At 72.9% G+C, this 21,956-nt stretch carries 19 protein-coding genes; 10 read left to right on the forward strand and 9 right to left on the reverse strand.

The window, feature by feature from the left end:
• Positions 1-14: 14 nt before the first annotated feature.
• The 4 genes from AB0947_RS21460 to AB0947_RS21475 all read left to right on the forward strand — a co-directional run bounded on the left by AB0947_RS21460 (position 15) and on the right by AB0947_RS21475 (position 3,199).
• Positions 15-953: a diiron oxygenase gene (locus AB0947_RS21460; RefSeq protein WP_366751934.1), complete on the forward strand. Its 939-nt coding sequence runs from the start codon at positions 15-17 to the stop codon at positions 951-953.
• 96 nt (positions 954-1,049) lie between these two features.
• Positions 1,050-1,700, forward strand: a complete 651-nt coding sequence (locus tag AB0947_RS21465; protein ID WP_366751935.1) for a TetR/AcrR family transcriptional regulator — start codon at positions 1,050-1,052, stop codon at positions 1,698-1,700.
• Positions 1,693-2,013 carry a hypothetical protein gene (locus AB0947_RS21470; protein ID WP_366751936.1) on the forward strand — a complete coding sequence of 107 codons (321 nt, stop codon included), beginning with the start codon at positions 1,693-1,695 and terminating at the stop codon, positions 2,011-2,013. The genes AB0947_RS21465 and AB0947_RS21470 overlap by 8 nt, the downstream gene beginning before the upstream one ends.
• A gap of 112 nt (positions 2,014-2,125) precedes the next feature.
• Complete coding sequence (locus tag AB0947_RS21475; RefSeq protein ID WP_366751937.1) at positions 2,126-3,199, forward strand: C40 family peptidase; 1,074 nt, start codon at positions 2,126-2,128, stop codon at positions 3,197-3,199.
• Between the two features lie 165 nt (positions 3,200-3,364).
• Here the strand turns inward: AB0947_RS21475 and AB0947_RS21480 are convergent, their stop codons facing one another.
• The 6 genes from AB0947_RS21480 to AB0947_RS21505 form a co-directional block, all read right to left on the reverse strand.
• On the reverse strand, positions 3,365-3,946 hold the full coding sequence (locus tag AB0947_RS21480; RefSeq protein WP_366751938.1) for a TIGR00730 family Rossman fold protein: 582 nt from the start codon (positions 3,944-3,946) through the stop codon (positions 3,365-3,367).
• Positions 3,947-4,341: 395 nt separating this feature from the next.
• Positions 4,342-5,595, reverse strand: a complete 1,254-nt coding sequence (locus tag AB0947_RS21485; protein ID WP_366751939.1) for a styrene monooxygenase/indole monooxygenase family protein — start codon at positions 5,593-5,595, stop codon at positions 4,342-4,344.
• Positions 5,596-5,636: 41 nt separating this feature from the next.
• The gene (locus AB0947_RS21490) at positions 5,637-6,293 is read right to left on the reverse strand and encodes an ATP/GTP-binding protein (protein WP_014674963.1); all 657 of its coding nucleotides are present in this window, start codon (positions 6,291-6,293) and stop codon (positions 5,637-5,639) included.
• On the reverse strand, positions 6,274-6,699 hold the full coding sequence (locus tag AB0947_RS21495) for a DUF742 domain-containing protein (RefSeq protein ID WP_366751940.1): 426 nt from the start codon (positions 6,697-6,699) through the stop codon (positions 6,274-6,276). The genes AB0947_RS21490 and AB0947_RS21495 overlap by 20 nt, the downstream gene beginning before the upstream one ends.
• Positions 6,696-7,199, reverse strand: coding sequence for a roadblock/LC7 domain-containing protein (locus tag AB0947_RS21500; protein WP_366751941.1), 504 nt, complete (start codon positions 7,197-7,199; stop codon positions 6,696-6,698). Before AB0947_RS21500 ends, AB0947_RS21495 begins: the two co-directional genes overlap by 4 nt.
• Entirely contained in the window at positions 7,196-9,976 is a 2,781-nt protein-coding gene (locus AB0947_RS21505; protein ID WP_366751942.1) for a nitrate- and nitrite sensing domain-containing protein, read from the reverse strand. Before AB0947_RS21505 ends, AB0947_RS21500 begins: the two co-directional genes overlap by 4 nt.
• 372 nt (positions 9,977-10,348) lie before the next feature.
• Between AB0947_RS21505 and AB0947_RS21510 the strand changes: the two genes are divergently transcribed.
• The gene (locus AB0947_RS21510; protein ID WP_366751943.1) at positions 10,349-11,137 is read left to right on the forward strand and encodes a protein phosphatase 2C domain-containing protein; all 789 of its coding nucleotides are present in this window, start codon (positions 10,349-10,351) and stop codon (positions 11,135-11,137) included.
• A 342-nt stretch (positions 11,138-11,479) separates the two neighbouring features.
• Here AB0947_RS21510 and AB0947_RS21515 read toward each other — a convergent pair whose 3' ends face one another.
• Positions 11,480-11,971 (reverse strand): MarR family transcriptional regulator, encoded by a 492-nt coding sequence (locus AB0947_RS21515; protein WP_366751944.1) that lies wholly within the window; start codon positions 11,969-11,971, stop codon positions 11,480-11,482.
• 251 nt (positions 11,972-12,222) lie between these two features.
• Here AB0947_RS21515 and AB0947_RS21520 point away from each other — a divergent pair, with 251 nt between their 5' ends.
• Positions 12,223-13,065: a lysozyme gene (locus AB0947_RS21520; protein ID WP_366751945.1), complete on the forward strand. Its 843-nt coding sequence runs from the start codon at positions 12,223-12,225 to the stop codon at positions 13,063-13,065.
• A gap of 141 nt (positions 13,066-13,206) precedes the next feature.
• Positions 13,207-15,567 (forward strand): SpoIIE family protein phosphatase, encoded by a 2,361-nt coding sequence (locus AB0947_RS21525; protein ID WP_366751946.1) that lies wholly within the window; start codon positions 13,207-13,209, stop codon positions 15,565-15,567.
• A 73-nt stretch (positions 15,568-15,640) separates the two neighbouring features.
• On the opposite strand, the gene lon is transcribed toward AB0947_RS21525, so the two are convergent.
• Positions 15,641-18,061, reverse strand: a complete 2,421-nt coding sequence (gene lon / locus AB0947_RS21530) for an endopeptidase La (protein WP_366751947.1) — start codon at positions 18,059-18,061, stop codon at positions 15,641-15,643.
• A 160-nt stretch (positions 18,062-18,221) separates the two neighbouring features.
• Positions 18,222-19,019: a rhomboid-like protein gene (locus AB0947_RS21535; protein ID WP_366751948.1), complete on the reverse strand. Its 798-nt coding sequence runs from the start codon at positions 19,017-19,019 to the stop codon at positions 18,222-18,224.
• Between the two features lie 197 nt (positions 19,020-19,216).
• Here AB0947_RS21535 and AB0947_RS21540 point away from each other — a divergent pair, with 197 nt between their 5' ends.
• From AB0947_RS21540 to AB0947_RS21550, 3 genes are all read left to right on the forward strand, one after another.
• A complete protein-coding gene (locus tag AB0947_RS21540) occupies positions 19,217-19,894 on the forward strand; it encodes a spermidine synthase (protein ID WP_366751949.1) in 678 nt (225 codons plus the stop codon).
• A 112-nt stretch (positions 19,895-20,006) separates the two neighbouring features.
• Entirely contained in the window at positions 20,007-20,747 is a 741-nt protein-coding gene (locus AB0947_RS21545; protein WP_014674952.1) for a response regulator transcription factor, read from the forward strand.
• Positions 20,744-21,868 (forward strand): ATP-binding protein, encoded by a 1,125-nt coding sequence (locus tag AB0947_RS21550; RefSeq protein WP_366751950.1) that lies wholly within the window; start codon positions 20,744-20,746, stop codon positions 21,866-21,868. The genes AB0947_RS21545 and AB0947_RS21550 overlap by 4 nt, the downstream gene beginning before the upstream one ends.
• The last annotated feature ends 88 nt before the right edge of the window (positions 21,869-21,956 follow it).

Consider the following 21,956-nt stretch of genomic DNA (forward strand, 5'->3'; position numbering starts at 1 on the left):
GAGGTGAGGGAGCCATGACGACCCTGACGGAAGCGGACGCGCTGGAGGGGCTGCGCGACGCGCTCGGCCTGCTCAAGGACCGGGAACAGGTGGCCGAACGGCTGCTCGTCTCTTCCGCCAAGCACTCCTTCGACCCGGACAAGGAGCTGGACTGGGACGCGCCCTTCGAGGAGGGCAAGTGGTACTGGCCGCCGGAGCTGGTGTCGCTGTACGGCACGCCGATGTGGAAGCGGATGAGCGAGGAGCAGCGCATCCTGCTCTCCCAGCACGAGGCCGCCGCGCTGGCCTCGCTCGGCATCTGGTTCGAGATCATCCTCATGCAGCTGCTCGTCCGGCACATCTACGACAAGGCCGCGACGAGCGCGCACGTGCGGTACGCGCTCACCGAGATCGAGGACGAGTGCCGGCACTCGAAGATGTTCGCGCGGCTCATCTCGCACGGCGGCACGCCCTGGTACCCGGTGAGCCGCGCCCACCAGAACCTGGGCCGGCTGTTCAAGACGATCTCCACGACCCCCGGTTCCTTCACCGCCACGCTGCTCGGCGAGGAGGTGCTGGACTGGATGCAGCGGCTGACGTTCCCCGACGAGCGGGTGCAGCCCCTGATCCGGGGCGTCACCCGCATCCACGTGGTCGAGGAGGCCCGGCACGTCCGGTACGCCCGTGAGGAGCTGCGGCGCCAGATGGTGACCGCGCCGAAGTGGTCGCAGGAGTTCACCCGGGTCACCTCGGGCGAGTTCGCCCGCGTCTTCTCGGTCGCCTTCGTCAACCCGGAGGTCTACACCAACATCGGCCTGGACAAGCGGGAGGCGATGGCGCAGGTGAAAGCCAGTGCGCACCGGCGGGAGGTCATGCAGACCGGTGCGAAGCGGCTGACGGACTTCCTGGACGACATCGGGGTGCTGCGGGGTGTGGGGCGGCGTCTGTGGAGGTCCTCCGGCCTGCTGGCCTAGGGAACCGCCCGGGCGGCCACCGCGGACCGGCGGCCGGAAGACGGCCGGAGCCGCGGGGAAGCCGGCCGGGGCCGCGCGGCGATTAGGCTGCGGGGCATGACCCCGTCGGCCACCCCCGCATACCGCCGGCTCAGCGTCGAGGAGCGGCGAAGCCAGCTCCTCGACGCGGCCCTGGGCCTCTTCGCGCACCGCGCGCCCGAGGACGTCTCCCTGGACGACGTGGCGGAGGCGGCCGGGGTGTCGCGGCCGCTGGTGTACCGGTACTTCCCCGGCGGCAAGCAGCAGCTCTACGAGGCCGCGCTGCGCTCCGCCGCCGAGGAGCTGCGGCAGTGCTTCGACGAGCCCCGCGAGGGCCCCCTGCTGCCCCGGCTGTCCCGCGCCCTGGACCGCTACCTGGCCTTCGTGGACGGGCACGACACCGGCTTCAGCGCGCTGCTGCAAGGCGGCAGCGTGGTGGAGACCTCCCGCACCACCGCCATCGTGGACGGGGTGCGCCGGTCCGCCGCCGAGCACATCCACCAGCACCTCGGCGTCGTGGACCCGGGTCCCCGGCTGCGCATGACCGTCCGGATGTGGATCACGGCCGTGGAGGCGGCCTCCCTGATCTGGCTGGACGAGGGCAAGCAGCCCCCGGTGGAGGAGCTGCGCGACTGGCTGGTGGAGCAGTTCCTGGCCGTCCTCACGGTCACCGCGGGCCGGGACCCGCAGACGGCCGCGCTGGTCACCGCGCTGTCGGCGGATGGCTGAGACTGGACCCGTGAAGAGCCAGGACACCCCGTTCGAGGGCGGCCCCATGGACGGGCGCGTGCTGCCCGTCCTGGTCGGCCCCACCGGGCACCCCCCGAAGACGTACCGCATCCCCGTCCCGGACCCCGGGGGCGGCCCGCCCACGGTGCTGGTCTACCGCCGCGTGCCGAGGGGGCACAGCAGGAGGCTGGGGCTGATCCAGGGGTGGAAGTACCGGTACGACCCGGACGACCGGTCGGGCGGGAAGCTCCGCTGGCCCTGGTCCCGGCCGGACGCCACGCCGTCCGTCAAGCCGGACGACGCGAACGGGTGAAACCGCTGCGCCGAACCGCGCAGGCTTCGTATCCAGCCGGCACCGACACGTCTGATTATCGGGTTGCGCCGGGAAGCGGAGATTCCGTTTCCCGCGCAGCGGAGGTGATGACGTGTCAGGAAGGCTTCTGCGTCTGGCCTGTACGACGGCGGTGGCGGCCCAGGCCGTCCTCGCGCCCGTGCCCGCCGCGGCCGCGCCGGACCCCCAGCGGTCCGTCGCCGGACTGCTGACGGACCTTCAGCGGCTGTACCGCAGGACCGAGCAGGCCACCGAGACCTACAACGCCACGACCGAGCGGCTGGAGCGGCAGCGCGCCGAGGTGGCCCGGCTCGACGGCGAACTCGCCGGTGCCCGGCTCCTCCTGCGGGACAGCCGGGCCGAGGCCGGGCGCCTGGCCCGGCAGCAGTACCAGAGCAGCGGCGGCCTCGGGCCGTACGTGCGCGTGCTCCTCGCGCCCGACCCGCAGCACGCGCTGGACGAGGGCCACGTCCTCGGCGAACTGGCACGCGAGCGGGCCCGTACGGTGGCCCGGCTGACCGCGGCGGAGCAGCGCAAGGACGCGCTGGCCCGCGCGGCCCGCAGGGCCCTGGACACCCAGCTCGGCCTGGCCGCCCGGCAGCAGCGGCAGCGCGACGACGTCCGGGGGAAGCTCGCCGACGTGGAGCGCCTGCTGGCCGGTCTCACCCCGGCCCAGCTCGCGGCCGTGGCCCGGCTGGAGCAGCAGGGGGTCGCCGCGGCCCAGCAGCGCCTGACCACCGCGGGCGCCCTGCCCGCCGACCGCGCGGCCACCCCGGCCGGCGACCGTGCCGTCCGCTACGCCATGGACCAGATCGGCAAGCCGTACCAGTGGGGCGCGCAGGGCCCCGACGCGTACGACTGCTCGGGCCTGACCTCACGGGCCTGGTCCCACGCGGGCACCCCCATCCCGCGCACCAGCCAGGAGCAGTGGAACCGGCTGGCCAGGGTCCCGCTGAACCGGCTGCGCCCGGGCGACCTGGTGGTGTACTTCCCGGAGGCGACCCACGTGGCGATGTACGTGGGCGGCGGGAAGGTCGTGCAGGCGCCCCGGCCGGGTGAGAAGGTCACGGTGTCACCGATGGCCAGCTATCCGGTCCTGGGCGCCGTACGTCCCGGTACGGCGCCCACGGCCGGTACCCACGGGGACGGACCCGTCAGGCCCCGGTGAGCGAGCCCAGGTACACGGACGTCGTCTCCGGGTCGGAGAAGCAAGCCGACGGCCCCGCAAGGCTTCTACCAGCGGTTTCCACCGAGTGGCGTACGGGACGGGAGCTGGGGACAGTGGTGGTGATGGAGGGATTGCAGGAGACAGGTCGTCTCAGCTCCTGATCAACTACCGCAGGCTCTCTCCGTGCGCGGGCTGCGGGATGCTACGCAGCCGCTCATCCAGCACGTCCAGCAGGCCGGGCAGGTCGGGGGCAATGGCGAGGTCTTCCAGAGTGGACGCGGAGAGGAAGCCGGAGTCGGCGATGCCGCGCAGAGCCCCGAGCAGCGGCGTCCAGAAGCCTCCAGCGTCGAGGAAGCCGACGGGCTTGGTGTGGAACCCCAGCTGGCGCCAGGACGACACCTCGAAGATCTCCTCCAGGGTGCCGAGGCCGCCGGGCAGGGCGACGAAGGCGTCGGCGTACTCGGCCATGAGTGCCTTGCGCTCGTGCATCGAGTCACATATGACCAGCTCCGTCACCTCCTCGTGCGCCCACTCGCGCTCGACCATGCTGCGCGGCATGACGCCAATGACCTCGCCACCCGCCTTCAGCGCGCTGTCCGCCATCACGCCCATCAGTCCCCGGCGGCCACCGCCATAGACGACTCCGATACCGCGCCGAGCCAGCTCTGTGCCGACGCTGGCGGCCAACTCGGCATGCGCCGGGTCGTGTCCGTTGGACGAAGCGAGGAAGACAGCGAGGCGACGCACGAAGATCTCCGGAACAGTCGAGACGGACCGCCCGGTCTACCACAGGCGTCTCCAGGCTGGCCAAGGCTTTTCCTGCGAGTAGCTTCGCGGGGTGATTGAAGGTGGGCAGCTCTTTCAGCCCGCCCCATCCGGGAGACGTGGCCCACATGCGTGTGGGTCGACGGCGGACGGGATGGAAGCTAGGGCAGTTCCGTGGGAAGAACAGACCGCTTCCCGGCCGCCGGACCCGACGGAGCACCCGGCGATATCCTGAAGGCCGGCAACGTGCGCGTACGCGATCTTCCGAACTAGAGACGGCCCCGGTGCTGCCGGGGCCGTCTGTGGGCCGTCCGAGGCCAACCGATGTCGGCCAGCAACGACAGACGAGGACGGCCGGACTCCAGGTCAGAGACCCCTTACGCTCCGGTGACCGAGGCCAGATAGGCGGCCGTCTTCTCCGGGTCGTAGAAGAAGTTCTCGAAGTCGGCCGGGTCGTTGAACCCGTTGGCGAATCGATCCGCCACGGGCTGCAGCTGCCCGGCCGCGCCGATCAGGTTCAGGACGTGCTCCGGCGGCGGCGCCAGCATCGCGTTCGTCCACTTGGTGACGTGCTGGGCGGTGGCCCAGTACCGGTCGAACGTCTGCCGCATCCACTCCTCGTCGAACGGCTTGTCACCGTGCTCCAGGATCGACGCGAGGTAGGCGGCGGCGCACTTGGACGCCGAGTTGGAGCCCTGGCCGGTGATCGGGTCGTTGGCGACGACCACGTCGGCCACGCCCAGCACCAGACCGCCCGAGGGCAGCCGGCCGACGGGGTTGCGGACGGTCGGGGCGTAGCGGCCGGACAAGGTGCCGCCCGCGTCCGTGAGTTCGACCTTCGTGGCCCGCGCGTACTCCCAGGGCGTGAACTTCTCCATGAGTTCCAGGGTCAGGGAGAGGTGCTCCGCCGGGTCCTTGACGCCCCGGAAGACGTCGAGCGGGCCGCCGGGTATGCCCTCCCAGAACAGGATGTCGGCGCGGCCGGACGTGGTGAACGTCGGCATGACGAACAGCTCGCCGACGCCGGGGACCAGGTTGCAGCGGACCGCGTCGAAGTCCGGGTGCTCCGGGCGCGGGCCGAGCCCGTGCACGTACGCCACCGCCAGCGCCCGCTGCGGCTCGCTGTACGGGGAGCGCTCCGGGTCGCGGGCGAACATCGAGACCAGCTCGCCCTTGCCGGCCGCGACCAGGACGAGGTCGTAGGTGCGGGAGAAGTAGTCCAGGTCGCCGACCGCCGCGCCGTGGATGACCAGCTGGCCGCCGCGCTGGGCGAACGTCTCCATCCAGCCGGCCATCTTCACCCGCTGGTCCACCGACTGCGCGTACCCGTCGAGCCTGCCCACCCAGTCGATCGCCCGCTGGGTCGGGCCCGGGTCGTGGGAACCGGGCGCGGCGACCGAGACGCCGAGTCCTTCGATCTTCGGGGCCTGGGACTCCCAGAAGTTCAGCTGGAGGTCGCGCTCGTACTGGAGGGCCGTGTCGAACATGCACTGCGTCGACATGACCCGGCCGGAGCGGATCTCGTCCGCGGTCCGGTTCGACATCAGGGTGACCTCGTAGCCGTGCGACTGCAGGCCGAGGGCGAGCTGGAGGCCGGACTGGCCGGCCCCGACGACGAGTATCTTCCGCATGCGGGTGGTGCCTCCTACGGGATGAGGACGAGGGGTGAGGACTACTCCGGGGTTTCGTCCAGCGCGTGGCCCACCAGGGCCAGGAGGACCTCGATCGCCGAGATCCGCCGCCGCGCGTCCATGATCATGACAGGGATGTGCGCCGGTATCGTCAGCGCCTCCCGCACGTCCTCCGGTTCGAACCGCTCGCTGCCGTCGAAGTGGTTGACCGCGACGACGTACGGCAGTCCGCAGCTCTCGAAGTAGTCCAGGGCCGGGAAGCAGTCCTTGAGCCGGCGGGTGTCGGCCATGACGACGGCGCCGATCGCGCCGCGCACCAGGTCGTCCCACATGAACCAGAACCGCTGCTGGCCCGGCGTGCCGAACAGGTAGAGCACCAGGTCGTCGTCGAGCGTGATGCGGCCGAAGTCCATGGCCACGGTGGTGGTGAGCTTGTCCGGCGTGGCGGACAGGTCGTCGGTGCCCTCGCTGGCCTCGGTCATCAGCGCCTCGGTCTGCAGGGGCGTGATCTCCGAGACGGAGGTGACGAGCGTGGTCTTGCCGACGCCGAAGCCGCCCGCCACCACGATCTTCGTCGCGATGGGGGCGCGCGTCCGGTCCGTCTGCCAGGACTTCAGGTCCTCGTCCGGTTCGGTGAACCCGGCGACGAGGGGGGTGCCCCCGAAGGAGGCGGTGGCGTCAGAGACGGCGGAGTCCACTCAGCACCCTTTCCAGCAGAGCGCGGTCCGGGCGGCCGGTGCCGTGACCCGTTCCGGTGCCGTACACACGGATCTTTCCCTGGTCCGCGAGATCGCTCAGGAGCACGCGGACCACGCCGAGCGGCATCTTCAGCAGCGCGGCGATCTCGGCCACCGTGCGCATACGGCGGCACAGTTCGACGATGGCCCGCATCTCCGGCATGACCCGGGTGGTGAGCGAGCCGTTCGTCAGTTCCTTGCGCTCCTCCGGGGCCTCCAGCGCCGCCACGAACGTCTCCACGAGGAGGACGTGGCCGAAGCGGGTACGGCCGCCGGTGAGCGAGTAGGGGCGGACGCGGGCGGGTTTGCGGTCGCCGCCGCGCACCGGAAGCTGCGTCCTGCCCGGTTTCTTCGGGGTGCCGGTCATCGGTCGCCCCCGGTCGACTCGGCTTCCAGGTTCTTGCGCAGTTCGCTGCGCAGCTCCGGGGTCAGGACGTGGCCGGCACGGCCGACGAAGAGCGCCATGTGGTACGCCACGACGCTCATGTCGCACTCGGCGGAGCCGTGCACGCCGAGCAGTGAGCCGTCGCTGATCGACATCACGAACAGGCTGCCCTCCTCCATCGCGACCATCGTGTGCTTGACCCCGCCGAACTCCATCAGCTTGGCGGCGCCGACGGTGAGGCTGCCGATGCCGGAGACGATGGTGGCGAGGTCCGCGGCGGAGCCCCGGGGGCCGGTCCGCTTGGTGTCGCGGGACTGGCGGGCGTCCTCCGTGTGACCCGGGTCGGACGACAGCAGGAGCAGCCCGTCGGAGGAGACCACGGCGACGGACTGGATGCCGGGTACTTCCTCGACCAGGTTGGTCAGCAGCCAGTGCAGGTTGCGGGCTTCACTGCTCAGTCCGTAGGTAGTGGGCGCGGTCAACTGCTTGCCTCCTCGGCTGTGCCCCCCGTGGCTTCTTGGGCGTGTGCGTGGCCGGCCGGCCGCCGGTTGTTGGCCGTCTGCTCGGCGATCTGCGCCTCTACGTCGCGGTAGCCGGCCTGGGCGCCGGTGCGGAAACCGCCGAGCCTGCGGCGCAGGGCTTCGGCGTCGACGCTGGAGCTGCGCTGGCGGGGCGGGGTGGTGGGGGCGGTGATCTTCGGTGTGCGCTTGGGGAGCCCCTTGCTGGTGAGCCGCTCCTCCTCCTCGGCTTCGGAGTCCGCGTGCCCGTCCGCACCGTCCGTGCGGGTCTCGTCGCCGGGTGCGGGGGGCTCCTGTGGGGTGTGCTCGCCGTCGGCGGCCGCCGGCGCGCTGGGGAGCAGCAGCTCCATCGTCGTCTCGGCGTACGTCTCCGCCGGGGCCTTCGGGCGGGTCTCCGTGTCCTGGGCGGGCTGGGCCGCCTGCTCGTGCGCCTCGGCCGGTGCCTCCTCGGGTGCCTCCCGCGGCGTCGTGGCCGGTGCCTCGGCGGCGGCGTCCCGTACGGCCTGCTCCGCCAGGGTGACCAGGGGGTCCTGGTGCTTGGCGCGGGCGGGCAGGACGTTGGAGTTGGCCTCGGCGTCGGCGCCGGGGAGGGAGAAGGTGCCCGTGCCGCCGGGGGCGGTGCTCTGCGGCGGGAGCGCCGTGGGCGCGGCCTCGACCAGCAGGGAGGCCGGGAGGACCACCACCGCCGCGATGCCGCCCTGCTTCTGCTCGCGCAGCTGGACGCGGACGCCGTGCCGGTGGGCGAGGCGCGCGACGACGTACAGGCCGAGGCCGAGGCCCTCCTCGCCCTCCTGGTCGTAGAGGGACTCGGGGTCGAAGTCGCCGAGGCGGCCGTTGAGGGTGTCCAGGCGGTCGGCGGTCATGCCGATGCCCTCGTCCTGGACCGACAGCATGACCTCGCCCGACTCCAGCAGCCAGCCGGAGACCTCGACGGGCAGGTCCGGCGGGGAGAACGAGGTGGCGTTCTCCATGAGTTCGGCCAGCAGGTGGGAGAGGTCGTCGGCGGCGAAGCCCGCGACGTGGGCGTGCGGCGGGAGGGCCGCGATGCGGACGCGCTCGTAGCGCTCGATCTCGCTGACCGCCGCCCGGACCACGTCGACCAGCGGCACCGGGCCCGGATGCTGCTGGACGTGCTCGGTGCCGGCGAGGACCAGGAGGTTCTCGCTGTGCCGGCGCATGACCGTGGCGAAGTGGTCCAGCTTGAACAGGGTGGCGAGACGGTCGGGGTCCTGCTCGCGGTCCTCCAGGCCCTCGATGACCGCCAGCTGGCGCTCGACCAGGCCCAGGGTGCGCAGGGCCAGGTTGACGAAGGTGGAGCCGATGCTGGTGCGCAGCCGCTCCAGCTGGGCGGTGGACTCGGCCAGCTCGGCGCGCAGTTCCTCGCGGGCGTCGGCCATCTTCTGGCGCTGGCCGACCAGGTGCTTGCGGTCGGTCTCCAGGGTGGCGACCCGCTCGTGCAGCGTCACGGCGTGCGCGTGCAGGGCGTTGACCGAGCGGACCACCTGGGCGAACTCGTCGTTGCGGCCGGTGAAGGCGATCGGCTCCTGGGCCGCCGGGTCCTCGGACGCGGCGAGGCGGGCGGAGCCGCGGCGCAGGACCGACAGCGGGCGGGTCAGGGTGCGGGCCATGGCGGTGGCGATGCCGACCGCGACCAGCATCAGCGCGCCGAGGACCGCGACGCGGATCTCCAGCGCGGTGACGTCGTCGTCGCGGAGCTTGGCCAGGTCCTTGGTGCGGTGGTCGTAGAGCGCGGACTCGGCGCCGCGCATCAGGTCGACACGGGCGGACAGGGCCGCGTCCAGCTTCTTGGTGCTGGTCGTCAGCTCGCTGTCGGCGAGGGTGGGCTGGCCGGTGAGCGAGGCGAGGTACTTGTCGGCGGAGTTGACCTCGGGGCCGGTGACCGTGGAGTCGTAGGAGTCCACGGCCGCCTTCGGCGCGGTCTCGCGGAAGCCGGCGAGGGCCGCGTCGGCGCGCAGCCGGGCCTGCTGGGCGGCGGCGGTGAGCGCGTCGCGCTGTTTGCGGTCCGCTTCGGTGCTGGTCGCGGTGGTGGTGGGCAGGCCGGTGGCGGGGTCGATCACCGTCTGGGTGCTGGACGGGATGTTCAGCGCGGCCAGCAGCAGGCCGCGGGCGGCGGCGGACTGCTGGACGGCGGAGTCCAGTTCGGCGAGGGCGTGGGCGCCGGAGCCGGCCCGCGGGGGCGTCTGCTCGGCCAGCTGCTCGGCGAGCCGGTGCAGCGCGGTGATCGTCGCCGAGTACGCCTGGTGGGTCTGGAGGGCGCCGGTCTTGCCGGTGAGGGCGCCGCGGCGGAGCGCGTCGATGCCGTCGAGGGCGGTGCGCAGGCCCGCCGGGGTGCCGGTGTCGGCGCGCAGCTCCTCGACCTGCCGGTCCACGCGGGCACTGCGGTCCTCGGAGGGCGCCTTGTCCTTGGGGCGGCCGGCCGCGACGTAGGAGGTGACCTCGTCGCGTTCGTCGGCGAGGGAGTGGGCGAGGGCGAGCGCGTCCTGGGTGCGGGCGGCCAGCGTCACCAGGTCCTGGGAGTCGCTGACGTCCTGGGAGGCCGTGAGCAGCGCGGGCGCGCCGGCTCCCGCGACGGCGGCCGCCACCACGGCGACGGCGACGATCAGCCGGGTGCGCACATGGGTGGGGCGACCGGAGCCCACGGGGGTCTGGGGGACGGTCCCCTCGGGGGCCGTCTGCCTGCCTGTGCGCCGAGGCCGCTTCTTCTGCACCGGTGCTCGCATTCCTGAACTCGTCTACCCAGGGGCCCGGGTGGCGCCCCGTCAGCTCGGTGCCAAGTGGTGCGTACACCCGGTTCGTACGGTTCCCGACCCTCCCAGCGCCGGTGGGCAGTGGTCGCGCATCACCTGACCCGCCACCCGAAGGAGTGAACATCGGAGGGGAGTTGGCGGGCAAGTTCCCGTGGCGCGTGCCACGCTCTTGCGCGGTGGGCCGGTTGGACGCGCGCGGCAGGCTTTGGCAGTATTCGCCGCCACGCCTTCCCGGAGTGGTTCATTCTTACCCAAACCAGGCGTCTGACCTGCGGGGTCGTGGGAATTCACCGGCCTGTGCCAGCCTTTGGCGCACCGTGTGAAGGGCTCGTGCAGACTGGCTGGATGCGTACTGATCTGGTCTCGGAACCCGGCGACGCGTCCCGCCCCAACGAGGACTTCGCCGGTGTCGGACTACCCGCCTCCGGACAGGGAGGTTGCGTGGTCGTCCTGGACGGAGTGACTCCGCCCAGCGGCGGGACGGGCTGTCTGCATTCCGTCCCCTGGTTCACGGCGCGGCTGGGCGGTGCGCTGACCGAACTGACCGTTTCCTGCCGAGATCTGACGCTGTCGGAGATTCTCGCGCGGGCGATCCGGCGCGTCGCGGACGCCCATGCGGACACCTGTGAGCTTTCTCACCCGCGAACCCCCCAGGCAACCGTCGCCCTGGCCCGCTGGTCCGCCACGGCGGTCGAGTACCTGGTGCTGTCCGATGCCGCGCTGCTGGTGCGGGGACCCGACGGCACGGTCACCCCGCTGCTGGACGACCGTCTCGCCCGGCTGCCCCGCTCCGCGCTCGCCACGGACGCGCTGGTCGACGCCAACCTGCGCAACAAGGAGGGCGGCTTCTTCACCGCCGCCGCCGACCCCGCGGTGGCCGCCCGGGCGGTCACCGGCACCCTGCCCCGGCGGGACGTCCGGGCACTGGCGGCGCTGACGGACGGCGCGACCCGCTGGACGGAGACGTTCCGCGAGGGCGACTGGACGGCCCTGTTCGACCTGCTCGCCAAGGAGGGCGCCCGGTCACTGGTGGAACGGGTACGGGAACTGGAAACGGCGGACCGCGAGGACCGGGCGTACCTGGGCCGCGCCAAGACACACGACGACGCGACGGCGGTGTACGTGGAACTGTGACGGAGGGACGCGGGGGCGGGACGCCGGGGGCACGGGTGGGCGACGGGGCCGCAGGTGGGTGCCGGGGGCAAGGGTGGGACGTCGCGGGGGCGCGGGCGGGCGCCGGGGGGGCACGGGTGGGACGCCGAGGCGGGGCGGGGTGCGGAGGCCAGGGCGGGGTGCGGGGGCCCGGCGGGGTGCGGAGGCCGGGCCCTGCACCAAGCCGGCCACACGCCCCAGCCAAGCCACCTCACCACACCAGGCCACACGCCCCAGCCGGCCCCTTCACCACACCGCCCCACCCCACCCGGACCCCACCCCGCACGCCCGAGCCCGTCCCCCCGGCGGAGCCGGTTCGTGTCGTTACTTCGCCATCACGCCGTTCAGCTCGTGGAGCAGTCGGGCCAGTTCGGCGACCTCGTGGCGGTCCCAGTGGGCGAGTTGGCGGACGTAGCGGCCGCGGCGGGCCTCGCGGACCGTGCCGACGCGGTGGCGGCCCTCGTCGGTGAGGGTGACGAGCCAGGCGCGGCCGTCGGCCGGGTCGGGCTCGCGCGCGATCAGGCCGAGGTCCTCCAGGGCGCGCAGCTGGCGGGACATGGTGGCCTTGCCGACCCCGATGTAGCCGGCGAGTGCCGTGGCCCGCTGGCCGCCCAGCTCGTCCAGCCGGATGAGCAGGCCGTACGCGGAGGACTCCAGGTCGGGGTGGACCTCCCGGGCCATCTCGCCCTGGTTGGCCCGGGCGCGCCGGAGCAGCACGGTCAACTCGCGTTCCAGCGCCAGGAATTCCTGGTCTGCACCACTGGGCGTCATCTGCCCGACGGCGCCGTGCGCGCCGCCGCTTTCGTCCTCGTGCACGTCAGCACCCCTGCTCGGTTTCGCGGTCCTGAAAGTTTCCGTCAAAAGTCGTCATTGCCGCAGCTCTGCCAGTATTTCGCAGGCGTAGACCAACGGCGTCGTCCGGACCCCCTTCCCTCACCGTCATCTACGTGCGTAGCTTCTTAGCACGTCGTTAATGGCATGCCCACGCCAGTGGGCCGGCGATCGGTGTCGCAGTCCCCACGTCACTCCCCCGCGCCACTCCCCCACTCCATTCCCGGAGGCACGTCATGCCCGTGCTCAGACCCGGCTCCACCCGCTCCGTCTCCACCTGCTCCGTCTCCCCCCTCGCCGTCCTCGTCTCGGCCCTGCTCGCGGCGCTCTCCCTCACGCTTCCGCTCACCTCCGCCCAGGCCGCGAGCACGCCCAGCCGCGGCTCCGCCCACATGGGCATGGGCGTCCTCGCCCACGACGGCCAGGACGGCACGCCCAGCACCGGTGACGCCACCCAGACCGAGGGCGTCGACGTCTCCGGCTACCAGGGCAACGTCGCCTGGTCGACCCTGTGGAACAGCGGGGTCCGGTGGGCGTACACGAAGGCGACGGAAGGCACGTACTACACGAACCCGTACTTCGCCCAGCAGTACAACGGCTCCTACGACGTCGGCATGATCCGCGGCTCGTACCACTTCGCCACCCCGGACACCACCAGCGGCGCCACCCAGGCCAACTACTTCGTGGACCACGGCGGCGGCTGGTCCCGGGACGGCAAGACGCTGCCCGGCGCGCTCGACATCGAGTGGAACCCGTACGGCGCGGCCTGCTACGGCAAGACCGCGAGCCAGATGGTGAGCTGGATCGCCGACTTCATCAACACGTACAAGGCGCGCACCAGCCGCTACCCGGTCATCTACACCGCCACCAGCTGGTGGACCCAGTGCACCGGCAACTACGGCGGCTTCGCCGTGAACAACCCGCTGTGGATCGCCCGCTACGCCTCCGACCCGGGGACGCTGCCGGCCGGGTGGTCGTACTACACGATGTGGCAGTACACCTCCTCCGGCCCGACGGTCGGCGACCACGACAAGTTCAACGGCGCCCTGGACCGGGTGCAGGCCCTGGCCCTCGGCTGACGGCCGGCGGCCGACGGCTCCGCGATGGCCCCTGCCGGACGGCGGGGGCCACCGTGTGCGCCGCGTCCGCGTTGGTGCTCCGCGCCGCCCGGGATCAAGCTGGACAGGAGAGCCTGCCGAGCTAGGGCGAGATGAGCGGCGATGGAGCGACAGTCGACGTACACGGCCACGGCCACCATCGATGAGCGGGGCATCGTCACCGGCTGGAGCGAGGGCGCGCGACGGCTGCTCGGCTACGACTCCCCCGCGGTGCTCGGCCGGCCCGCCACCGCGCTGCTCGCCGCCGACGGCACGGCGGTCCGGCGGGCACTGGCCGGCCGGACCCGCTGGAACGGCACCGTCCCCCTGCGCCACCGGGACGGCGGGCTGCTGGAACTGGGCGTGCTCGCCCACCGCCGGACCTCGCGCACCGGCGCCGCCGACTGGCTCGTGGTGAGCGCGGTGACGGCCCGGACGCAGCCGCCGCGCGGCGAACCGCTGGAGGAGTGGACGTTCCTCCAGTCCCCTTTTCCGCTGGCCATCTTCGACGCCGACCTGCGCCTGGTGCGCGCCAACCGCCGGATGGAACACGCCCTCGCGCTGCCCGAGGCGGCGATGCGCGGGCTGCGCCTCACCCACATCGTGCCGGGGCCGGTGAGCGAGGAGGCCGACCGGTCGATGCGGCGGGTGCTGGAGGGCGGCCGGGCGCAGGAGACGCGCGGCCGGCTCGGCCCGGAGCTCGGCCGGGCCATCGTCCTCACCCCGCTGAAGGACGCCGGCGGCCGGGTACGGGCGGTTTGCCTGTCCGTACCGGAGCCGGCCCGGGAAAGCGCGGGCGGGTCCGGCGCGCCCGTCGACACGGCGGCGGACCGGGCCCGCGCTGCGCGGGAGCTCGGCGAGGTCACGGTCCCCCGGCTGGCCGACCTCATGGCGGTGGACCTGCTGGACTCCCCGTGGACCACCGCCGAGGCCGCCGGCCGGCCGCCGGAGCGGGTGGTCCTGCGCCGCGCCGCCCTCCGCGCGGTCCCGGACGGCGGCGGGCCCGGCAGCGGCGTCCGGGCCGGCCCCGGTGCCGGTGCCGGTGAGGTGGTCGTCTGTCCGGCGGACTCGCCGCCCGCCCGGTGCCTGACGGCGGCCCGCCCGATGCTGTACGACATGGCGGACCCGGCCGTGGCCGAGTGGGCGGCGCTGGACCCGGGCGCCTCGTGGCTGCGCACGTCCGGGACGCGCTCCCTGCTGGCGGTCCCGCTGCTCGCCCAGGGCGGCACGCTCGGCGTGGCCCTGTTCGGCCGGCACGGCGGGCGGGGCCCCTTCGGACCGGAGGACCTGCGGCTCGCGGAGGAGTTCACCGCCAAGGCGGCCGCCGGCATGGAGCAGGCCCGCGGCGGCTCCCGGCCCGGCGCCACCGCCGAGGCCCCGCGACCCGGACTGTTCCCGCACACGGTGCCCGAGCAGGCGGCCCTGGAGATCGCCACCCGCTATCTGCCGGCCGCGACCCGGGCCGGCGTGGGCGGCGACTGGTTCGACGTGATCCCGCTGTCCGGGGCGCGGGTGGCGCTCGTCATGGGTGACGTGGTGGGGCACGGCATCCGGGCCTCCGCCACCATGGGCCGGCTGCGCACGGCGGTACGCACCCTGGCCGACGTCGATCTGCCCGCCGACGAACTGCTCACCCACCTGGACGACCTGGTGCTGCGGCTGGCCGCCGAGGAGGGCAGCGCGGACCCGGGCGCCGACATCGCCGGCGGCATCGGCACCACGTGTCTGTACGCCGTCTACGACCCCGTCTCGCGCCGCTGCTCGGTGGCCCGCGCCGGGCACCCGCCGCCCGCCGTGGTGACCCCGGACGGCGCCGTCCGCTTCCTCGACGTGCCCGCGGGGCCGCCGCTCGGGCTCGGTGGGCTGCCCTTCGAGGCGCTGGAGACGGAACTGCCCGAGGGCAGCCTGCTCGCGCTGTACACCGACGGGCTGCTTCAGGCCCGCGACCACGACATCGACGAGGCCCTGGACAGGATGTCCGTCGCGCTGGGCCGTCCCGCGCGGTCGCCGGAGTCGGTGTGCGACCGGGTCCTCACCGGCCTGCTCGGCCACCGCCCCGACGACGACATCGCCCTGCTGGTGGCCCGTACCCGGGCGCTGCACGAGGACCTGGTCGCCTCCTGGGAGCTGTCCGACGAGCCCGCCGTCGTCTCCCTGGCCCGCCGGTACGCCACCGACCAGCTGTCCGTGTGGGGCCTGGACGAGGCCGCGTTCACCACGGAGCTGATGGTCAGCGAGCTGGTCACCAACGCCATCCGCTACGGCAGCCCGCCCATCCGGCTCCGGCTGATCCGTCAGGGCAGGACCCTGATCAGCGAGGTCTACGACGCCAGCGACACCACCCCGCACATGCGCCGGGCCCGGATCTTCGACGAGGGCGGCCGGGGCCTGCTGATGGTCGCCCAGCTCGCCGAGCGCTGGGGCACCCGGCACGACCGGATCGGCAAGACGGTCTGGGCGGAGCAGTCGCTGAGCCCGCCCTGACCCGGACGCGCACAGGGCGAAGGCCCGGGCCTCCCTCACGGGACCCGGGCCTTCCCTCATCCGGCGGCGTCCGTCACGCCGCCACCGGAACCTCCGGCGCCGCGTCGCTCGTGGCGGGCGCGAGCGCCAGTTCCAGCACCTGGCGGACGTCGGTCACGGTGTGGACGTCGAGCTTGTCCAGCACCTCGGCCGGGACGTCGTCCAGGTCGGGCTCGTTGCGCTTGGGGATGATGACGGTGGTCACCCCGGCGCGCTGGGCGGCGAGCAGCTTCTGCTTCACGCCGCCGATGGGCAGCACCCGGCCGGTCAGCGAGACCTCGCCGGTCATGGCGACGTCCGTGCGCACCAGGCGGCCGGAGAGCAGCGAGGCGAGGGCCGTCGTCATCGTGATGCCCGCGCTCGGGCCGTCCTTCGGCACCGCGCCCGCCGGGAAGTGGATGTGCACGCCCCGGTCCCTCAGGTCGGCCACCGGCAGCTCCAGCTCGGCGCCGTGGCTGCGCAGGAAGCTCAGCGCGATCTGTGCCGACTCCTTCATCACGTCGCCCAGCTGGCCGGTCAGGGTCAGCCCCGCCCCGCCCGTCTCCGGGTCGGCCAGGGACGCCTCCACGAAGAGCACGTCGCCGCCGGCGCCGGTGACCGCGAGGCCGGTCGCCACACCGGGGACGGCCGTACGGCGCTCGGCCGGGTCCTGGGCGGACTCGGGAAGGTGGTGCGGCCGGCCGATCAGCGCGCGCAGATCGCCGTCGGTGACGGTGAACGGCAGCTCGCGCTCGCCCAGTTCGTGCTGGGCCGCGATCTTCCGCAGCAGCCGTGCGATGGACCGCTCCAGGGTCCGCACGCCCGCCTCGCGCGTGTACTCGCCGGCGAGCTTGCGCAGCGCGCTCTCGTCCAGCGTGACCTCGGCCTTGTCCAGGCCGGCCCGCTCCAGCTGGCGCGGGAGCAGGTGGTCCCGGGCGATGACGACCTTCTCGTCCTCGGTGTAGCCGTCCAGGCGGACGATCTCCATACGGTCGGCGAGCGCCTCCGGGATGGCCTCCAGGACGTTGGCGGTGGCGAGGAAGACCACGTCGGACAGGTCCAGCTCGACCTCCAGGTAGTGGTCCCGGAAGGTGTGGTTCTGCGCCGGGTCGAGCACTTCGAGGAGGGCGGCGGCCGGGTCGCCCCGGAAGTCGGAGCCCACCTTGTCGATCTCGTCCAGCAGGACCACCGGGTTCATGGACCCGGCCTCCTTGATCGCGCGCACGATCCGGCCGGGCAGCGCGCCGACGTACGTGCGGCGGTGACCGCGGACCTCGGCCTCGTCCCGGACGCCGCCGAGGGCGACGCGGACGAACTTGCGGCCCATGGCGTGCGCGACGGACTCGCCCAGCGAGGTCTTGCCGACACCGGGCGGGCCGACGAGCGCGAGCACGGCACCGCCGCGGCGGCCGCCGATGACGCCCAGGCCCCGTTCGCCGCGCCGCTTGCGCACGGCCAGGTACTCGGTGATGCGTTCCTTCACGTCCTCCAGGCCCGCGTGCTCGGCGTCCAGCACGGCCTTGGCGCCCTGGATGTCGTACGCGTCCTCGGTCCGCTCGTTCCACGGCATCTCCAGGACGGTGTCCAGCCAGGTGCGGATCCAGGAGCCCTCGGGCGACTGGTCGGAGGCGCGCTCCAGCTTGTCGACCTCCTTGAGGGCGGCCTCGCGGACCTTCTCCGGCAGGTCGGCGGCCTCGACGCGGGCGCGGTAGTCGTCGGACTCCTCGCCGTCCTTCTCGCCGTTGAGCTCGCGCAGTTCCTTGCGGACGGCCTCCAGCTGACGGCGCAGCAGGAACTCGCGCTGCTGCTTGTCGACGCCCTCCTGGACGTCCTTGGCGATGGTCTCGGCCACGTCCTGCTCCGCGAGGTGGTCGCGCAGCTGCTGCGTGGCGAGCTTGAGCCGGGCCACCGGGTCGGCGGTCTCCAGCAGTTCGACCTTCTGCTCGGTCGTCAGGAACGGCGAGTACCCGGAGTTGTCGGCCAGCGCCGGCACGTCGTCGATGGCCTGGACGCGGTCCACGACCTGCCAGGCGCCGCGCTTCTTCAGCCAGGTGGTCGCGAGCGCCTTGTACTCCTTGACCAGTTCCGCGACCTGGCCCGGCAGCGGCTCGGGAACGGTCTCCTCGACACGGGCGCCCTCGACCCAGAGCGCGGCGCCCGGGCCGGTGGTGCCGGCGCCGATGCGGACGCGGCTGCGGCCGCGGATCAGGGCCCCGGGGTCACCGTCGGCGAGCCGGCCGACCTGTTCCACCGTGCCGAGGACGCCGGTCTTGGCGTACGTGCCGTCGATGCGCGGCACCAGCAGCACCTTGGGCTTTCCGGGTTCGGAGCGGGCGGCGGCCTGGGCGGCCTCCACCGCGGCCCGCACCTCGGCGTCGCTCAGGTCCAGCGGGACCACCATGCCGGGCAGCACGACCTCGTCGTCGAGCGGCAGCACGGGCAGGTTCAGCGTGAACGCCGGTGACTCAGCAGCCATGATCTCCCCTTCGGCAGTCAACTTGAGCTATGCCGACTCAATGTTCTGGCGCGGTCTATTGTTCCCGGGGCTCTGTTCGCTCTGAGCGATCACCCGGGCCGACGGTGCCGAGCTGCGGAAACGCGTGCGGCCGCGCGCCGTTGGGGTGAGCGCGGCCCGGTCAGGCCGGCCGGTGCCACCGTCGGACCAGCGGCCAGGTCGCCACGCCGATCGCCAGGGCGATGACGTGGCCCCAGTTCGTCAGCGGGTCCGCGTACGCCAGCAGGTCGCTCAGCAGCCCGCCGGCCGCCAGGCTCAGCAACGGCCAGCGCAGCCAGGGCCGCAGCAGGCCCGTCAGGGCGCCGGTGCTCGTGGCCACGCCGAAGCTGATGCCGTAGTCGAGACGGTGCAGCGAGGTGTCGGGCAGGTGGCCCAGCAGGACGGCGAGGCCCACCGGGACCTCGGTGGCGAGGGTGGCCAGGACATGGCCGGCCAGGAAGACGCAGGCGGCCCGCGCTCCCCCTATCCGCCGCTCCAGCGCCGTGAGCACCAGCACGAACGCGACCGTGTACGGCGTGAGGACGCCGCCCGCGACCCACAGCGCGCTGGCGACCAGCACGAGCACGGGGGTGCGCACCAGGTGGGCCACGTCGGTGCTGGAGCCCTGGTGGAGCGAGTGCACGAGGCCGGGGTCGGCGTGGGCCGCGATCAGCGAGGTGACGGCCAGGAGGACCGCGTAGCCGAGGGTGAACGGGGTGCCGGCGGGGGTCGGCAGCAGGTGCCAGGGGCGGGGCGGCCGGTGGATCCGCAGGGCGGGCGGCGCGGGGGCGGAGGCCGCGGTGGCGGCGCGCTGGCGGGGCATGCCGTCCAGCAGGCCCGCGAGGACCGGGGCCGGGACGGCGGCCGTGCCGTCCGGAAGGGCCGTGCCCGGCGCGGGCGGGTACGCGTCCGGCGTGGGACCCGTCGTGCTCCGTTCCACGGTGAGCCGCTCCTTCCGTCGCGCCCCACCCTTCGTGCTCGGCGTGGCGCTGTCCATGACCGACGCCACACCGCGGCGGATTCACGGCAACCTCTCACCCGTCAGGCGGTTGCGGCCCCGGCACGGACCACCACCCGTCCGTGGGTGTCCTGCGCAATTCCCGTGAACACCGGGCCCGGTTCCAGCAGGATGGGGTCATGACTGCCGTGTACGACACTCCCGTGGTCCTGGACCGGCGCGACGGCCCGTACGGCGAGGTGGTGCTGCGCAGACACGGTGCGCTGCTGCAGATCATCGCCAACGGCTGCTTCCTGATGGACACCTCGGACGGCCGCTCGGAGCGGCTGCTGGTCGACGCGGCCCGTGCCGCGCTGGACGGGCGGCCGGCGCCCGAGGTGCTGATCGGCGGGCTGGGCGTGGGGTTCTCGCTCGCCCACGCCGCCGCCGACCCGCGGTGGGGGCGGATCACCGTGGTGGAGCGGGAACCGGCCGTCATCGGCTGGCACCGGGACGGACCGCTGGCCGAGGTGTCCGCCGGCGCGCTCGCCGATCCGCGCACCGCGATCGTGGAAGCGGATCTCGTGCGGTACGTCAATGAGACGTCGGACACGTTCGACGCGCTGTGCCTCGACATCGACAACGGGCCCGGATGGACCGTCACCGAGGACAACGACAGCCTCTACTCACCGGCCGGACTCGCCGCCTGCGCACGGGTGTTGAGGCCCGGAGGGGTGCTCGCGGTGTGGTCGGCCGAACCCTCTCCGGAATTTGAAGGAAGCTTGCGGAATGCCGGGTTCCAGCAGGTGCGTACCGAAGAGGTGCCGGTTGCCCGGGGCGTTCCGGACGCCGTCCACCTCGCCGTCCGACCTGGATAGCGACAGCACGGCCGGTCACCGTAATGTGCTGCCCTGACGCCGATCATTCAAGCGTCAAACGCAGACATGGGATCACCCCACTGATTCCGGAAAGCAACAACAGGGGCGGGCGATGGAGCAGACACACACCTCCCAGAGCGGCGCGGCGACGACCACTCCGGGCGCGCAGCGCCGGGTGCTGGTCGTCGAGGACGACCCCACGATCGTCGACGCCATCGCGGCCCGGCTACGCGCCGAGGGATTTCTCGTGCAAACGGCGGCCGACGGTCCGGCCGCGGTCGACACCGCCGAGGCATGGCAGCCCGATCTGCTGATCCTCGACATCATGCTGCCGGGCTTCGACGGCCTGGAAGTGTGCCGGCGGGTGCAGGCGCAGCGGCCGGTGCCGGTGCTGATGCTGACCGCGCGGGACGACGAGACGGACATGCTGGTCGGGCTCGGCGTGGGCGCCGACGACTACATGACCAAGCCGTTCTCGATGCGGGAGCTGGCCGCACGCGTGCACGTGCTGCTGCGCCGGGTGGAGCGGGCCGCGCTGGCCGCCACCACCCCGCGCTCCGGCATCCTGCGGCTCGGCGAGCTGGAGATCGACCACGCGCAGCGCCGGGTGCGGGTGAAGTCCGAGGACGTCCACCTGACGCCCACCGAGTTCGACCTGCTGGTGTGCCTGGCGAACACCCCGCGCGCGGTGCTCTCCCGGGAGCAGCTGCTGGCCGAGGTGTGGGACTGGGCGGACGCCTCCGGCACCCGTACGGTCGACAGCCACATCAAGGCGCTGCGGCGGAAGATCGGCGCGGAGCGCATCCGCACGGTGCACGGCGTGGGCTACGCGCTGGAGACGCCGACCCCATGAGCGGCAGCGGGCGCCAGACCGCACGGAGGAGCCCCGGGACCCTCGGCGAGGATCCCTGGGGCGGCGTGCGCCCGTTCTCGATCAAGACCAAACTGGGCGTGCTGGTCGTCATCTCGGTGCTGATCACCACGGGTCTGTCGATCGTCGCGGTGCACACCAAGACGGAGCTGCGCTTCATCACGGTCTTCTCGATGATCGCCACCCTGCTGATCACGCAGTTCGTGGCGCACTCGCTCACCATGCCGCTGGACGAGATGAACGCGGTGGCCCGCTCCATCTCCCAGGGCGACTACACCCGCCGGGTGCGCGAGAACCGCCGGGACGAGCTGGGCGACCTGGCCCAGACGATCAACGTCATGGCCGACGAGCTGGAGGCCCAGGACAACCAGCGCAAGGAACTCGTCGCGAACGTCTCGCACGAGCTGCGCACCCCGATCGCCGGGCTGCGCGCGGTGCTGGAGAACATCGTCGACGGGGTCACGCAGGCCGACCCGGAGACCATGCGGACGGCCCTGAGGCAGACCGAGCGGCTCGGCCGGCTGGTGGAGACCCTGCTGGACCTGTCCCGGCTCGACAACGGCGTCGTACCGCTGAAGCTGCGGCGGTTCGAGGTGTGGCCGTACCTGTCCGGGGTGCTGAAGGAGGCCAACATGGTCGCCTCCGCGCGCGCGGGCATGGCCACCGGCTCCGGCAGCCACACGCGCACGGACGTCCACCTGCACCTCGACGTCTCGCCGCCGGAGCTGACCGCGCACGCGGACCCCGAGCGCATCCACCAGGTCGTCGCGAACCTGATCGACAACGCGGTCAAGCACAGCCCGCCGCACGGCCGGGTGACGGTACGGGCGCGGCGCGGGGCGCAGCCGGAGTCGCTGGAGCTGGAGGTCCTGGACGAGGGCCCCGGCATCCCCCGGTCGGAGTGGCACCGGGTGTTCGAGCGGTTCAACCGCGGCGCGGTGACCCGGCCGCACGGTCCGGGCAGCGACGGCGGTACGGGGCTGGGCCTGGCGATCGCCCGGTGGGCGGTGGATCTGCACGGCGGCCGGATCGGTGTGGCCGAATCCGAGCGGGGCTGCCGGATCATCGTCACTCTTCCGGGACTGACTTCCGTTCCAAGTTGACGTAAAGTCCGAGCGGAACCTCAAGATCCACCCCGGCCGCCGCCGGTCCACGCGGCCGGACACGTGTGATCGGGGCAGGCCCGGGCAC

The organism is Streptomyces sp. NPDC047841 (assembly GCF_040704085.1).
In the GTDB taxonomy this organism is placed as follows: domain Bacteria; phylum Actinomycetota; class Actinomycetes; order Streptomycetales; family Streptomycetaceae; genus Streptomyces; species Streptomyces argyrophylli.